We start from the raw sequence: 15494 nt of genomic DNA, 5'->3' as shown, positions 1-15494 counted from the left end.
GACGGACGATTCGGCTGTTAGCCGTTCCTGCCGAGCTCGACGTCCTCCAGGACGCCGAGCGCGTCGGGCACCAGGACGGCGGCCGAGTAGTAGGCGCTCACCAGGTACGAGATGATCGCCTTCTCGTTGATGTTCATGAAGCGCACCGAGAGGCTGGGCTGGTACTCGTCGGGGATGCCCGTCTGGTGCAGGCCGACGACACCCTGGTTCTCCTGGCCCGTACGCATGAGCAGGAACGACGTGGTGCGCTTGCCCGTGACCGGGATCTTGCTGCACGGGAAGATCGGCACGCCCCGCCAGGCCGGGATGCGGTGTCCGTTGACCTCGCTGGCCTGCGGGTAGAGGCCGCGCTTGCTGCACTCCCTGCCGAACGCGGCGATGGCCTGCGGGTGCGCGAGGAAGAAGGACGGCTCCTTCCACACGACGGCCAGCAGGTCGTCGAGGTCGTCGGGCGTCGGAGGACCGGAACGGGTGCGGATGCGCTGGCTGAAGTCGGCGTTGTGCAGCAGGCCGAACTCCCTGTTGTTGACCAGCTCGTGCTCCTGGCGCTCGCGCAGGGCCTCGATCGTGAGGCGGAGCTGCTGGTCGAGCTGGCTCATCGGCTGGTTGTACAGGTCGGAGACCCGGCTGTGCACGCGCAGGACCGTCTGGGCGACGCTCAGCTCGTACTCGCGGGGGGACTGCTCGTAGTCGACGAACGTGCCGGGCAGCGCCACCTCGCCGGAGTGGCCGGAGGACATGTCGATCGCGGCCTCGCCGTAGGCGTTCTGGGCGTGGTCGCCGGAGGCACGCCAGTTCTGGAGGTGCTCGCGCAGGGCGGGCGACTGCTCGGCGAGCTGCTCGAAGGTCTGCCTGGACAGGGTGAGCACGGTGGTGTGCGTCTTCGCGGTGGCGGTGAACTCGTACGTGCCGCCGCCGACCAGCGCCTGCTCGCCGAGGTGGTCGCCGTCGGCCAGGACACCCAGGTTCTGCTCGTCGCCGTAGGCGCCCTGGCCGACCTTGCCGACCCGGCCATGGGCGATCAGTACGAGCTGGTCGGCCGGTTCGTCCTCCCTGACGATGGCCTCACCCGGCTCGATCTCGCGCTGCTGGAAACGGTCGGCCAGCGCCTCCAGCACCTCCATGTCGTCGAACCCGCGCAGCATGGGCAGCTCGGTCAGCTCGGCCGGGATCACCCGTACGTCGGAGCCCGTCGTGGAGAACGTGATACGCCCGTCGCCGAGCGTGTACGTCAGGCGCCTGTTGACCCGGAACACGCCACCGGAGCACTGCACCCAAGGCAGCAGCCGCAGCAGCCACCGAGAGGTGATCTCCTGCATCTGCGGCGGCGTCTTGGTCGTGGTCGCGAGCTGTTTGGCGGCCTCTGTACTGAGGCTGAGCTGCCCGTTGCCGTTCGTGGGCACGCTGGAGTCGGTCGTTTCTGTCATGGTGCACCGCCAATCTCGGTGTGGGGTCTAGCCAGGGTTGCGAGAGGAGCGAAGTTCGAGAGGGAGGGAGAACGTGAGCGTCTCCTCGGCCACGGTCACGGACTCGACGTCGGTGTAACCGTGGCCGGTGAGCCAGTCGAGCAGGTCGTCGACCAGCACTTCCGGCACGGACGCGCCGGAGCTGACCCCGACCGTCTCCACGCCGCCGAGCCATCGCGGATCGGCGTCGGCGGCGCGGTCGACGAGGTGGGCGGCGCGGGCGCCGGCGTGCAGGGCGACCTCGACCAGCCGCTGGGAGTTGGAGGAGTTGGCCGAGCCGACGACGATGACCAGGTCGCACTGGGGGGCGATCCGGGTGATCGCCTCCTGGCGGTTCTGGCTGGCGTAGCAGATGTCGTCGCTCGGCGGGTCGGCCAGCTGGGGGAAACGTTCGCGCAGCTCGGCGACGGCGCCCATGGTCTCGTCGACCGAGAGCGTGGTCTGCGACAGCCAGCTCATGCGCGCCGCGCCGCCCGCGGTGACCTCGTGGGGTTTGGCCGGGTCGACGACGTGGATGCGGTCGGGCGCCTCGCCGACCGTGCCCTCGACCTCCTCGTGCTCGGCGTGGCCGATGAGCACGATCTCGTAGCCGGCCCCGGCCAGCCGCGCGGCCTCCTTGTGCACCTTCGTGACCAGGGGGCAGGTGGCGTCGATCGTACGCAGGCCGCGGCGGCCGGCCTCGTGCCGGACCGCGGGCGAGACGCCGTGGGCGGAGAAGATCACCAGCGCGCCGTCCGGAACCTCGTCGAGCTCGTCGACGAAGACGGCGCCGCGCCTGGTCAGATCGGCCACCACGAACGTGTTGTGCACGATCTGCTTGCGGACGTAGATCGGTGGACCGAAGCGCCTGAGCGCCTCCTCCACGCTGAGGATGGCCCGTTCGACGCCCGCGCAGTAACCGCGCGGGGCCGCGAGCAGTACGCGTCCCATCGGAATGCCCCCTACTTGGTACGGTGCGCGAGCTGGTCGGCCAGGACGGACAACGCGCTGCCGGCCTCGGGCCCGATCGGCGCCAGGGCCAGGGCGGCTCTGGCCTCGCCCACACGTTCGTCGATCATCGACTCGACCTGGTCGAGCGCGCCCGTGTCGATGAGGATGGCGCGCAGCCCGGCGGCCTGCTCCTCGGTCAGGCGCGGATTGCCGTGCCAGGCGCGCAGGTGGTCGAGCTGCGCGGGCGAGGCGTGCGCCACGGCGTGGGCGATCAGCACGGTGTGCTTGCCCTCGCGCAGGTCGTCGAGCGCCGACTTGCCGGTCTCGGCCGCCGAGCCGAACGTGCCGAGCACGTCGTCGCGGAGCTGGAATGCCTCGCCGAGCGGCACGCCGAACCGGGAGAAGGCGTCGAGCAGCTCCGGCTGGGCGCCGGCCAGGGCGCCGCCGATCTGCAGGGGCCGCTCGACGGTGTACTTGGCCGTCTTGTAGCGGATCACCGTGAGCGCCTCCGTCACGCTCGCACCGGCGCGCAGCTGGGCGAGGATGTCGAGGTACTGGCCGCTGATGACCTCGGTGCGCATGGCGTCGAAGATGTGGTGCGCGGCCCGCAGGCGTACGGGCTCGACGCCGCACGACGACAGCAGGGTGTCGGACCAGGCCAGGCTGAGCGTGCCGAGCAGGATGCCGCCGGCGTGCCCGAAGGACTCCGCGGCCGGGCCGGCGTGGAGGTCGGCCAGGTTCCGGTGGATGGTCGCCCGTCCGCGGCGCAGCTCGCTGCCGTCCATGATGTCGTCGTGGATGAGCAGCCCGGCGTGGCACAACTCCAGGGCCGCCGCGGCGCTCACGATCTCGTCGCAGTCGTCGCCGCCCGCGCCCCGCCAGCCCCAGTAGCACAGCAGCGGGCGGATGCGCTTGCCGCCGCCGAGGATGAACTCGGTCAGCAACCGGTAGGCCGCCTGAACGTCGGGGTCGGAGACGGGGGCCCGCCAGGTCTCCAGGAAATCGGCCAGGCGTTGCTCGACCCGTTTGCCGAGGTAGTGCTGTGTGAAGCTCACCGGCATCCGCGCGGCTCCTTCTGGTCGGGACGCACTACCAATAGTTACTACTTGAATACAGAGCGTGTAAAGTGTCTTGGGCCTTTCAACTATTCTTTTGACTCGTCGCAACACCGCCGGGTGGAAGTCTTGACGGCCCCGGTGCCCGTGGCCTCGCGCACCGTTCGAAGGGAGCTGGACAGGTGGCCGCTGTAGATCTCGGACTGCCGGTGCGACATCGGGCGCGGAGGGCGTCCAGGCAGGTCATGGTGGGGTCGGTGCCGGTGGGCGGTGACGCGCCCGTCTCGGTGCAGTCGATGACGACCACGGTGACGGCCGACGCCGACGCGACGTTGCGGCAGATCGCCGAGCTGACGGCGGCGGGCTGCCAGATCGTACGGGTGGCCGTGCCGACCCAGGACGACGCCGACGCGCTGCCGGCCATCGCGCGCAAGGCGCGGATCCCGGTCGTCGCCGACATCCACTTCCAGCCGCGTCACGTCCTCGCCGCCATCGAGGCGGGCTGCGCGGCGGTCCGGGTCAATCCGGGGGACATCAAGAAGTTCGACGACAAGGTGGGCGAGATCGCGCGGGCCGCGTCCGACGCGGGGGTGCCCATCCGGATCGAAGTCGACGCCGGCTCGCTCGACCCCCGGCTGCTGCGCAAGCACGGCAAGGCCACGCCGGCGGCGCTGGTGGAGTCGGCGCTGTGGGAGTGCTCGCTGTTCGAGGAGCACGGCTTCCGCGACATCAAGATCTCCGTCAAGCACCACGACCCGCAGGTGATGACGGCGGCCTACCGGATGCTGGCCCGTAGCTGCGAATACCCGCTGCACCTCGGTGTCACCGAGGCGGGGCCGCTCATGCAGGGCGCGATCAGGTCGGCGGTGGCGTTCGGGATCCTGCTCGACGAGGGCATCGGCGACACGATCCGGGTCTCGTTGTGCGCGCCTCCGGTCGAGGAGGTCAAGGTCGGGATCGGGATCCTGGAGTCGCTGGGGCTGCGGCGCCGCGTGGTCGACGGGCCGGGGAGGGCCCGGACGCATAGGGCCGGATGATGTCCCTGACGGAGGAGTGGGACATCATCCGGCCGCGCGGCCCAGGTTGAGGAGGGGGTTTCTCCGCCTGGACGTTCTAGGGCGTCAGGCCCGCTGCCAGAGAGCCGGCACGTTCGGCGGCTCCCAGCCCGGCTGCGCGGTGTGCCCCTGGAGGCAGCGGTACGTCTGGCCGCCGTACGTCACCGTGGCGCCGGCCGCGTACGTCGTGCCCGCGGCCCACGTGCCGCCCGGGACGGTGGTGGTGACGGTCGGGGTGCTGGTCGGGCCGGGGCCGCCGCCCTGGGTGGCGAGGGTCAGGCCGTAGGTGGACAGGATCTCGTTGACCGGCTGGAAGTACGTCGTGCCGCCCGAGCTGCAGTTGCCCGAGCCGCCCGAGGTCACGCCCTGGGCCTGGTCACCGGAGATGAACGAGCCGCCGGAGTCGCCGGGCTCGGCGCAGACGTTGGTCCGCGTCACGCCGGAGACGGTGCCCTCCTGGTAGGTGACGCTGGTGTTGAGCTGCTGGACCGAGCCGCAGTGGTAGCCGGTGGTCGATCCGGCGCGGCAGACGGCCGAACCCACCTGGGCCACGGTCGAGCCGCGGACGGGCAGGATGCCGGCGCTGTAGCCGTACACGACGCCGGTCGGGGTCCACTGGCCATTGACCTCGACCCAGGAGTAGTCGTTGCCGGGGAAGGACGAGCCGCGGAAGGTGCCCATGGCGACCCGGTTGGAGCCGGACGTGCTGGAACCGGCGTTGCCGCAGTGGCCGGCGCTGACGAAGCCGCCCTGCGAGCCGGCCTTGGTCACCGAGAAGCCGACCGAGCAGCGCGTGCCGGAGCCGATGTAGTAGGCGTCGCCGCCGCGTACGTCGTAGAACAGGGTGGGCTTCTCGGCCGAGCGCACGACCTGGACGGCCGAGGTGTCGGCGCCGCTGGCCTTCACCCAGGCGGCGGCCTTGGCAGGGCTGGAGCTGAGGACGACGACGGTGTTGTTGACGACGTCCACGTACCAGACGGGCGCGGTCTTCGGGGCCTTGGTCGAGGCCGCGTCCAGCGTGGCCTTGACCTGGTCGAGGCTGCCCAGCGAGCGGGCGACCACGCGGGCCTGGACACCCGTCCTGGCGATGGCGGCCACCTGCGAGCTGTCGGTGGTGGCGGTCACCGGGGTGGAGGTGGGACCGGTCACCCAGGAACCGGCGTAGGAGGCGCCTAACTGGGCGCGCAGGGCGGGTTCGAGGTTGGCCGCCGCGGCCTCGTTGACGAGGCGGGCCTCGGCCTGCTGACCGGAGATGCCGAGGTCCCGGCTCATGGCGTCGACCAGGCCCTGCGGGGGGCCGGCGACGGCCTTGGCGTCGGCCTGGGCGATGGAGTAGGGGGTGTCGTCCTGGGCCGTCGCGCCCTTCGCCGCGAAGGCCAGGGCGGGGACGCTGATCATGGTGACGGCGATCGCGATTCCCGCCGTCACGGTCTTTCTGGGGAGCATTTGCACGTCTCCTCGCGTACAGGGGGGTGTCTGCACGGTACGAGTCCGAATACGAGGAGTGGTCGTGTCAAAACACCCCTATCACGGTGTTATGGGTCGTCGGTGGGGCTCGACCAGCGGCGATCGGTAAAGCCGTTTGGAGTCGTATGTGGGGGTATGCGGCATTTGTGCCGTCCGAATCCCATCTGGAGGCGTCATGAAGGCCGTCACCTGGCACGGCAAGCGCGACGTACGGGTCGAGGAGGTCCCCGATCCGGCCATCAAGGAGCCCAACGACGCGGTCATCAGGGTGACCAGCTCCGGCATCTGCGGCTCGGACCTCCACCTGTACGAGGTCCTCGGCCCGTTCATGGCCGAGGGCGACATCCTGGGCCACGAGCCCATAGGCGTCGTCGAGGCCGTCGGAGCCGCCGTCACCACCATCAAGCCAGGCGACCGCGTGGTCATCCCGTTCACCATCTCCTGCGGCCACTGCCACATGTGCGGGCTGGAGCTCTACGCCCAGTGCGAGACCACGCAGGTCAAGGAGCATGGCATGGGCGCCGCGCTGTTCGGCTACACCAAGCTCTACGGCCAGGTGCCCGGCGGCCAGGCCGAGTTCCTGCGGGTGCCCGAGGCCCAGTTCGGCCCGATCAAGGTGCCCGAGGGCCCGCCGGACGAACGTTTCGTGTTCCTGTCCGACGTGTTGCCGACCGCCTGGCAGGCCGTCGCCTACGCGCACATTCCGGACGGCGGCAGCGTCACCGTCCTCGGCCTCGGGCCCATCGGCCAGATGTGCGCCCGCATCGCCCGCCACCTCGGCCACCGCGTGATCGGCGTGGACGGCGTCACCGAACGCCTGGAGATGGCCCGCCGCCACGGCATCGAGGTCGTGGACGCGAGCGAGACGACCGACGTGCCCGGGGCGATCCGGGACCTCACCTCCGGGCGCGGCACCGACTCGGTGATCGACGCGGTCGGCATGGAGGCCCACGGATCGCCGGCCGCCAAGATCGCCCAGACGCTCACCGGGCTGCTGCCCGGCGCCGTGGCCGCGCCGCTGATGTCCCACGCGGGTGTGGACCGGCTCGCCGCGCTCAACCAGGCCATCGACTCGGTCCGCCGCGGCGGCGTCATCTCCGTCATCGGCGTCTACGGCGGCATGACCGACCCGCTGCCGATGTTGCGCATGTTCGACAAGGGCATCACGTTGCGCATGGGGCAGGCCCACGTACGGCGGTGGATCAGCCGGCTCATGCCGCTGGTGACCGACGACGCCGACCCGCTCGGCGTCATGGACCTGACCACCCACCGCATGCCGCTGGCCGAGGCGCCGCAGGCGTACGACATGTTCCAGAAGAAGTCGGACGGCGCGATCAAGATCCTGCTCCAGCCCTGACCTGGGGTTTCGCCGTCCGGAGGGCGGGCAGCGGTGCGGGCATGAGAGTCGTGGTGGTCGGGGCTACCGGCAATGTCGGCACGAGCGTCGTACGCGCGCTCGCCGCCGACGAGAGCGTGACGTCGATCGTGGGCGTGGCCCGCCGATTGCCGGGATGGCACATCGACCGCACCGAGTGGCGGCAGGCCGACGTCGCCGCGGGCGACCTCGCGCGCGTCTTCGAGGGCGCCGACGCCGTCGTGCACCTCGCGTGGTTGTTCCAGCCGACCAGGGACCCGGCCGTGACCTGGCGGGCGAACGTGCTGGGCAGCATGCGGGTGTTCCGCGCGGTCGCCGAGGCCGGGGTGCCCGCGCTGATCCACGCCTCCTCGGTCGGCGCCTACTCGCCCGGCCCCAAGGACCGCCCGGTGGACGAGAGCTGGCCCACGCACGGCTGGCCGGGCGCCGCGTACGGGCGGGAGAAGGCGTACGTCGAGCGGGTGCTCGACGTCTTCGAGCACGACCATCCGGCGATCCGCGTGGTGCGGATGCGGCCGGGGTTCATCTTCCAGCGGGCGGCGGCCGCCGAGCAGCGCCGCCTGTTCGCCGGGCCGTTCCTGCCGCGGCGGCTGGTACGGCCGGGCCGCATCCCGTTCGTGCCGGACGTGCCGGGGCTGCGGTTGCAGGTGCTGCACGCCGACGACGCGGCCGAGGCGTACCGGCTGGCGGTGACCAGTACGGTGTCGGGGGCGTTCAACCTGGCCGCCGAGCCCGTGCTCGACCCCGCCGACCTGGCCAAGCTCCTCGGCACCCGGACGATGCCCGTCACGCCCTGGCTGGCCAGGACGCTCATGGCGGCCGGCTGGCACCTGCGGCTCGTGCCCGCCTCGCCCGGGCTGCTCGAACTGGCCCTGCGCATCCCCGTCATGAAGACCGCCAGGGCCAGGGACGTCCTGGGCTGGCGGCCGCGGTACTCCTCCTGGGACGCCATGCGCGAGCTGCTGGACGGTCTGCACGACGGCTCCGGCATGGAGACCCCGCCGCTCGCGCCCGACAGCGGGCCGGTCGGCCGGGTCAGGGAACTGGCGACGGGGACCGGCCGGCGTTCCTGATCCCGGCGTGCGTTCCCGCCCCAGGCGGGCGTTCCTGATCCCGGCGGGTAGGCTCGGCAGGAGACGGAAGGGGCCACTACGTGAGCGGCGGAAACATTCCCCCAGAGATCATCTCTCCGGTCCGCCGCATCGGGCGGCGGGAGTTCGATTTCGAACACCAGGTCGCCATCATGGCCATCGTCAACAGGACGCCCAACTCCTTCCACGACCAGGGCCGCACGTACGAGCTCGACCGCGCGGTCGCGGCCTGCGTGCGGGCCGTCGAAGAGGGCGCCGACTGGGTGGACATCGGCGGGTTCGCCTTCAGCGCGGCCCAGGCGGCGATCGGCGTCGAGGAGGAGATCGAGCGCGTGGCCCCCGTGGTAGCCGAGGTCAGGGCCGCGACCGACGCCGTGATCTCGGTCGACACCCATCGCCCCGAGGTCGCCAGGGCGGCGCTCGAAGCCGGCGCCGACGTCATCAACGACACCAACGGCCTGCGCGAACCCGGCCTGGCCGAGGTCGCGGCCGAGACCGGCGCCGGCGTGGTGGTCACCCACAGCCTCGGCGGCCCCGGCAAGAGGGTCTTCCGCCCGAGCTACACCGACGTCGTCTCCGAGGTCGGCGGCTTCCTGCGCGAACGGGTCGAGTTCGCGCTCAAGGCCGGCATCGCCCCCGACCGGATCATCATCGACCCGGGCCACGACCTGAACAAGAACACCTTCCACTCCCTTGAGCTGACGCGGCGGCTGGAGGAGATCACCGCGATCGGCTACCCCACCCTGGTCGCGCTGTCGAACAAGGACTTCATCGGCGAGACCATCGACCGCCCTCAGGGAGAGCGCAAGGAGGGCACGATCGCCGCGAACGTGGTCGCCATCCTCAAGGGCGCCCGGATCCTGCGGGTGCACGACGTGGCCGCGACGGTCGCGTCCGTACGCATGACCGAGGCCGTGCTCGGCTGGCGCGGGCCGGTCGCGCCGAGCCACAATCTGGCGTGAGAGGAGCCGCGTCCGTGACCGACCGCAAGCCGCCCGGAATGCCGTTCGAGAGCTGGGTCGACAGGCAGATCCGCGAGGCGACCGAGCGCGGGCAGTTCGACGATCTGCCCGGCGCGGGCAAGCCGCTGCCCGGCCTCGACCGGCCGCACGACGAGATGTGGTGGATCAAGCAGAAGCTGGAGAGCGAGGGGCTGTCCATGCCGCTGCCCCCGACGCTGGCGCTGCGCAAGGAGGCCGAGGAGGCGCTGCGGCAGGCCCGCGGGGCCAGGTCCGAGACCGAGGTTCGGCAGCTGCTCGAAGAGGTCAACGAGAAGATCCGGCAGGCGATCAGGAAGGGTCTGTCGGGGCCGCCGCTCAACCTGATGCCCTTCGACGTCGAGAGCGTCGTGTCGGAGTGGCGCGAGAGCCGACGGTGAAGGGGCCCGGGTTCCGGCCCGGGCCCCTTCGTTCAGGCGAGGGGCCCGGGTCAGGCGGGTCCCTCTGCCGGAGACCGGGGGCCCCGGAGCCCCCGGCCGCTCAGCGGGCTAGCTGACGGGCGGGTAGGCGTTCCTGACCAGCTCCCGGAACTGGGCGGAGAACCACTGGCCCGACAGCGGGGCGCCGGCCAGCGCGCCCGACATGTTGTTGCCGTTGAGGTTGTTGCCGGTGTAGGTCGGGTCGCACATCCGGTCGAACTTCTTGCCTTCGTCGTTCGGGATGTCGGTGCTGGCGCCGTCGGACTCACCCGGAGGCTTGATCCAGACGTAGGCGTCGAAACCGGCCTCGGGGCTGGGCGTCGGCCGGGCGCCGAGGCCCGCGCCGCTCTGGTTGCACCAGTTGCCGGCGTGGATGCGGCGGTCGACGCGCGACTGGTTGACGAACGTGTTCACGTCCGTCGAGGTGCTCGCGCCGCCCGGGCGGGTGGTGCCGCCCCAGCCGTTGCGCGAGGTGTCGACCAGCATGCCGAGCCCGGACTTGAAGCCCTTGGAGACCAGCGCGGTGCGCAGCGCCGTGGCGAAGGTGGACTCGTCCACGTAGTAGTTCCAGTCGACCCACTTGGACTGGCGGACGGACTGGCCGTTCACCATGGTGTTGATCGTGAAGTACGGCTCCTTGGTGGCCGAGTAGTTGGCGGTGTTGACGATGAAGCCGTCCACGCTGTCCACGCCGGCCGTGGTGCCCGCGGCCATGTTGTAGAAGAGGTTCACGGCGGGGGTGAAGTTCGTGTCCCAGCCGAGCCAGGCGTGGTGGGCGGCGTCCACGTAGGTGTAGACGTTGGTGATCGCGTGCAGCTTGTTCAGGGCGTACCGGACGCCGTCCACGTAGCCGCCGGGCCCGTTGGCCTCGGCGCACTTCGGGAAGTTGTTGATGTTGGTGATCAGGTTGGGCAGCGAGTCGGGCTCGATGATCGTGACGATGCGCAGGTTGGCGTACTTGGGGTCGCGCAGGATGTTCGCGATCACGTCGATGTACTCGGCCTTGTAGCGGTTGAAGCCGTTCTCGGCGATCAGCAGCTCGCCGTTGGAGGCCAGGGCCGAGCAGTCGCGGTTGGGCAGGTCGTAGATGACGAACTGCACGGCCAGCGGGGCCGAGCCGTTGAGGGCGTCCTGGGCCACGGCCTCGTCCAGGTGGGCCTGGAGGCCCATGGCCGAGGAGGAGCCGGCGATGGCCGCGATGCGGTCCATCCACACGGCGGTGGAGGTGTTGGCGATGGCGGAGCCGCCGGGCTCGGCCGCGGCCTTGGCCTTCCACTGCGGGTTCACGTAGCCGGTGGCGCCGGCGTACGGGTTCTCGACGTGGCCCGTGGGCGGCTGGCCGTCGTCGTCGGCCTCGGTGGCGGTGACCGTCTTGGAGGTCAGGCCGGTGGAGGCGACGGTGAAGGCGCGGGTGCCGTTGGCGTTGTCGGCGTCCTGGGCGGCGGCCAGGGTCACCGTCTGGGCGGTGTTCCAGTTGGCCGGCGTGAAGGTGAGGCTGCCGCCGCCGGAGACGGTCAGGTCGGCGTCGCCGCTGCCCGCCGCCGAGGTGACGGTCACGTTCGCGGACGGCTGCGCGGCCAGCTTGACCGTGTACGTCGCCGTCCCGCCCTCGGGCACGGTCACCGACGTGGGCGTCACGAGCAGCGCCTGCTCCACGACCGCGTCGTCGTCCACCTCGGTGGCGTTGACGGTGGCGGAGGTGACGCCGGTGCCGCCGACGGAGAAGGCCGCCGTGCCGGCGGTGGTGTCGGCGTCCTGGGCGGCGGCCAGGGTGACCGTCTGGGCGGTGTTCCAGTTGGACGGGGTGAAGGTGAGCGAGCCGCCCGCGCTGACGGTCAGGTCGGTGTCACCGCTGGTCCGCTGGGTGGTGACGGTCACGTTCGAGGTGGGGGCGGAGGACAGCTTGGCGGTGAAGGTGGCGGTGCCGCCCTCGTTGACCGCGACCGAGCTGGCCGAGGTGACCACCGAGGGAGTGGTCGGGGTGACGCCGCCGCAGGTCACGCCGTTCACCGTGAACGAGGTGGGAGGGTTGTTGCTGCCTGTCCAGGTGCCGTTGAAGCCCATGGTGGTGGAGGCGCCGGTGGCCAGGCTGCCGTTGTAGGGCATGTTCGTCGCGGTGACGCGCGTGCCCGACTGGGTCCAGTTGGCGCTCCAGCCGGTCGGCGTGTACGTCTGGCCGGTGCCGGGGAAGTCGAAGCCCAGCGTCCACGACGTGATCGGGTCGCCGGTGTTCTTCAACGTGATGTTCGCGGTGAAACCGCCCTGACCGGGGCTGCTCGTCCACGAGTTGGCGGAGTAGGTCACGTCGCAGTTCACCGCGGCGCTGGCGGCCGTGGTCTGGCCGACGACGAGGCCGAGAGCCGCGACGCTCGCGGCGGTCATGGTCACGGCCCATCGGCGCGGGCCGCTGTGGAGTCTCACTAGCGATCATCTCCAGAACTCAGTTGGCTGGGAGCGCTCCCATAGTGAGACGCCCTCACAGCCCTGTAAATGAGGCACACTCCGCCGGGGCCGCCCTCGGGCCGCATGCTCGCCGAATGCCCCGGAAGGTGGATGAAACTTTCATCACCGGCAGCCTGGTGAGAGGAAACGCGGGGGTCGCCGGACGGCCGTTCCGTTGACATACGCCGACGGGCACCCACAATCCCCCTTGGGAGCGCTCCCACACCCCTACTCCCATGGAGATCCCGTGAAGTACAGACCTCCTTCCCGTCTTTCCCGCTTATCGAGGCGGCTCGCCGTGGCCACGACCCTCGTCCTCGCGGCGGGCACGACCACGACCCTCGCGGCGCTTCCCGCGCACGCCGCCGTCGCCTGTGACGTGACGTACGCGGCCAACCAGTGGACGAGCGGCCCGGGGCAGGGCGGGTTCACCGCCAACCTGACCCTGAAGAACACCGGCGACCCGATCACCTCGTGGACGCTGGGCTTCGACTTCCCGACCGCGGGCCAGAAGTACACGCCGGCCGGCTGGAGCGCCAACTGGAGCCAGTCGGGCACGCGCGTCACCGCCACCAACATGCCGTGGAACGGCAGCCTGGCCACCGGCGCCTCGACGACGCTCGGCTTCAACGGCACCTGGACGGGCAGCAACCCGAGCCCGACCTCGTTCACCGTGAACGGCGTGACCTGCGGCGGCGCCAACACCCCGCCCACGGTCGCGCTGACCTCGCCCACCGCCGGCCAGACGTTCACCGCCCCGGCCACCGTGGCCATCGCCGCGAACGCCGCCGACACCGACGGCACGGTCTCCAAGGTCGACTTCTACCAGGGCTCCACGCTGCTCGGCACCGACACCTCGGCGCCCTACGGCTACAGCTGGCAGAACGTGCCCGCGGGCAGCTACTCGATCACCGCGAAGGCCACCGACAACGGGGGCGCGACCACGACCTCGGCCCCGGTCGGGATCACCGTCTCCCAGAACAACGGCCCCGCCCTCGTGGTGAGCCCGGCCACGATCTCCGTGCCGGAGCAGGGGACCGCGAGCTTCGGCGTGAAGCTCTCGCAGGCGCCCACCGCGAACGTGACCGTCACCACCGCCAGGACCAGCGGCGACACCGACCTGACCGTCGGCTCGGGCGGCACGCTCACCTTCACCCCGGCCAACTGGAACACCGCCCAGAACGTCACCCTGGCCGCCGCGAACGACGCCGACACCACCAGCGGCACCGCTGAGTTCACGGTGAGCGCGACCGGCTACACCCCGGTCAAGGTCACCGCCAGCGAGGCCGACGACGACCTCGGCGGCGACAACGAGTACGTCAAGCGCTTCGTCGAGATGTACAACGAACTGCACGACCCGGCCAACGGGTACTTCTCGCCCGAGGGTGTGCCGTACCACTCGGTGGAGACGTTCATGGTCGAGGCGCCCGACCAGGGGCACGAGACCACGTCCGAGGCCTACAGCTACTACCTGTGGCTGGAGGCGACGTACGGGCAGGTGACCGGCGACTGGGCGAAGTTCAACAACGCCTGGGCCTCGATGGAGAAGTACATCATCCCCTCGACCGCCGACCAGCCGACGAACTCGTTCTACAACCCCTCGAAGCCGGCCACGTACGCGGCCGAGTACAACGACATCAAGCAGTACCCGACGCAGATCGACTCCGGCGTCCCGGTGGGCACCGACCCGCTGGCGAACGAGCTGAAGAGCGCGTACGGGACCGGCGACGTCTACGGCATGCACTGGCTGCTGGACGTCGACAACACCTACGGCTTCGGCCGTTGCGGCGACGGCACCACCAGGCCCGCCTACATCAACACCTATCAGCGCGGGCCGGAGGAGTCGGTCTTCGAGACGGTCCCGCAGCCCTCCTGCGACACCTTCAAGCACGGCGGCACGAACGGCTACCTCGACCTGTTCATCAAGGACAGCTCGTACGCCAAGCAGTGGAAGTACACCAACGCCCCCGACGCCGACGCGCGGGCGGTGCAGGCCGCGTACTGGGCGCAGACGTGGGCCAAGCAGCAGGGCAAGGAGTCGCAGATCTCGGCGTCGGTCGCCAAGGCCGCCAAGATGGGCGACTACCTGCGTTACGCGATGTACGACAAGTACTTCAAGAAGCCCGGCTGCACCAGCACCTCGTGCGCCCCGGGCACCGGCAAGGACGCCTCCAACTACCTGCTGTCCTGGTACTACGCCTGGGGCGGCGCGACCGACTCCAGCGCGGGCTGGGCCTGGCGCATCGGCTCCAGCCACAACCACTCCGGCTACCAGAACCCGCTCGCGGCCTGGGCGCTGGCGAACGTGGCCGTGCTGAAGCCCAAGAGCGGCACCGGCGTGGCCGACTGGAGCACCAGCCTCACCCGCCAGCTCCAGTTCTACACCTGGCTCCAGTCCGCAGAGGGCGCCATCGCGGGCGGCGCGACCAACAGCTGGGAGGGCCACTACGCCACCCCGCCGGCGGGCCTGCCGAAGTTCCACGGCATGACCTACGACTGGCAGCCCGTCTACCACGACCCGCCGTCGAACCAGTGGTTCGGCTTCCAGGCGTGGACCATGGAGCGGGTGGCCGAGCTGTACTACGCCTCGGGCAACGCCGACGCCAAGGCGCTGCTGGACAAGTGGGTCTCCTGGGCGATGGCCAACACCACGATCAACACGGACGGCACGTACCAGATCCCGTCGACGCTGAAGTGGACCGGTCAGCCCGTCGCCGACTTCAGCGACCCGAACCGCATGCCGCCGCCCAACCCCGGCCTGCACGTGACGGTCGCCGACTACACCAACGACGTCGGCGTGGCCGGTTCGTACGCCAAGACGCTGATGTACTACGCGGCCAAGGCGAACAACACCGCGGCCAGGAACATGGCCAAGGCGCTGCTGGACGGCGTGTGGAAGAACCGCGACGCCAAGGGCGTGTCGGTGCCGGAGACGAAGACCGACTACAAGCGGCTCAACGACCCGGTCTACGTGCCCCCGGGCTGGAGCGGCAGGATGCCGAACGGCGACACGATCAACTCCAGCTCCACGTTCATGTCGATCAGGTCCTTCTACAAGAACGACCCCGACTGGCCCAAGGTGAACGCCTACCTCCAGGGCACGGGTCCCGCGCCCACGTTCAACTACCACCGCTTCTGGGCGCAGGTGGACGTGGCCGTGGCCCTGGCCGAGTACGGGCGGCTCTTCCCGTGAGAA

10 protein-coding genes and 1 pseudogene are annotated in these 15494 nt (G+C 70.4%); 6 read left to right on the top strand and 5 right to left on the bottom strand.

Features of this window, described 5'->3' with window-relative positions:
• Window positions 1–17: 17 nt before the first annotated feature.
• From DMB42_RS34610 to DMB42_RS34600, 3 genes are read right to left on the bottom strand one after another with little or no spacing between them, the layout of a single operon-like run.
• Window positions 18–1427 (bottom strand): family 2B encapsulin nanocompartment shell protein, encoded by a 1410-nt coding sequence (locus DMB42_RS34610; protein WP_125641534.1) that lies wholly within the window; start codon window positions 1425–1427, stop codon window positions 18–20.
• Window positions 1428–1454: 27 nt separating this feature from the next.
• Window positions 1455–2396 (bottom strand): 4-hydroxy-3-methylbut-2-enyl diphosphate reductase, encoded by a 942-nt coding sequence (locus DMB42_RS34605; RefSeq protein WP_125641531.1) that lies wholly within the window; start codon window positions 2394–2396, stop codon window positions 1455–1457.
• 11 nt (window positions 2397–2407) lie between these two features.
• Entirely contained in the window at window positions 2408–3451 is a 1044-nt protein-coding gene (locus DMB42_RS34600; protein ID WP_221762491.1) for a polyprenyl synthetase family protein, read from the bottom strand.
• A gap of 182 nt (window positions 3452–3633) precedes the next feature.
• On the opposite strand from DMB42_RS34600, the pseudogene ispG reads away from it, so the two are divergent.
• Window positions 3634–4443 (top strand): annotated as a pseudogene (ispG, locus tag DMB42_RS34595) (flavodoxin-dependent (E)-4-hydroxy-3-methylbut-2-enyl-diphosphate synthase); the annotation flags it as partial.
• Window positions 4444–4572: 129 nt separating this feature from the next.
• On the opposite strand, the gene DMB42_RS34590 reads toward ispG, so the two are convergent.
• Window positions 4573–5952 carry a carbohydrate-binding protein gene (locus DMB42_RS34590; RefSeq protein ID WP_125641525.1) on the bottom strand — a complete coding sequence of 460 codons (1380 nt, stop codon included), beginning with the start codon at window positions 5950–5952 and terminating at the stop codon, window positions 4573–4575.
• A gap of 196 nt (window positions 5953–6148) precedes the next feature.
• Here DMB42_RS34590 and DMB42_RS34585 point away from each other — a divergent pair, with 196 nt between their 5' ends.
• The 4 genes from DMB42_RS34585 to DMB42_RS34570 all read left to right on the top strand — a co-directional run bounded on the left by DMB42_RS34585 (window position 6149) and on the right by DMB42_RS34570 (window position 9817).
• Complete coding sequence (locus tag DMB42_RS34585; RefSeq protein ID WP_125641522.1) at window positions 6149–7330, top strand: zinc-dependent alcohol dehydrogenase; 1182 nt, start codon at window positions 6149–6151, stop codon at window positions 7328–7330.
• Between the two features lie 41 nt (window positions 7331–7371).
• Complete coding sequence (locus DMB42_RS34580) at window positions 7372–8421, top strand: NAD-dependent epimerase/dehydratase family protein (protein ID WP_125641520.1); 1050 nt, start codon at window positions 7372–7374, stop codon at window positions 8419–8421.
• Between the two features lie 80 nt (window positions 8422–8501).
• Complete coding sequence (gene folP / locus DMB42_RS34575; protein WP_221762490.1) at window positions 8502–9401, top strand: dihydropteroate synthase; 900 nt, start codon at window positions 8502–8504, stop codon at window positions 9399–9401.
• A 14-nt stretch (window positions 9402–9415) separates the two neighbouring features.
• Window positions 9416–9817: a DUF1992 domain-containing protein gene (locus tag DMB42_RS34570; protein ID WP_125641517.1), complete on the top strand. Its 402-nt coding sequence runs from the start codon at window positions 9416–9418 to the stop codon at window positions 9815–9817.
• Window positions 9818–9925: 108 nt separating this feature from the next.
• Here the strand turns inward: DMB42_RS34570 and DMB42_RS34565 are convergent, their stop codons facing one another.
• Window positions 9926–12277: a glycoside hydrolase family 6 protein gene (locus tag DMB42_RS34565; protein ID WP_125641512.1), complete on the bottom strand. Its 2352-nt coding sequence runs from the start codon at window positions 12275–12277 to the stop codon at window positions 9926–9928.
• 319 nt (window positions 12278–12596) lie between these two features.
• On the opposite strand from DMB42_RS34565, the gene DMB42_RS34560 reads away from it, so the two are divergent.
• Window positions 12597–15491 (top strand): glycoside hydrolase family 48 protein, encoded by a 2895-nt coding sequence (locus DMB42_RS34560; protein ID WP_125641510.1) that lies wholly within the window; start codon window positions 12597–12599, stop codon window positions 15489–15491.
• Window positions 15492–15494 lie beyond the last annotated feature (3 nt).

This window comes from Nonomuraea sp. WAC 01424 (assembly GCF_003947315.1).
Taxonomy (GTDB): domain Bacteria; phylum Actinomycetota; class Actinomycetes; order Streptosporangiales; family Streptosporangiaceae; genus Nonomuraea; species Nonomuraea spiralis.
This window is presented reverse-complemented; position numbering and strand designations above follow the sequence as displayed.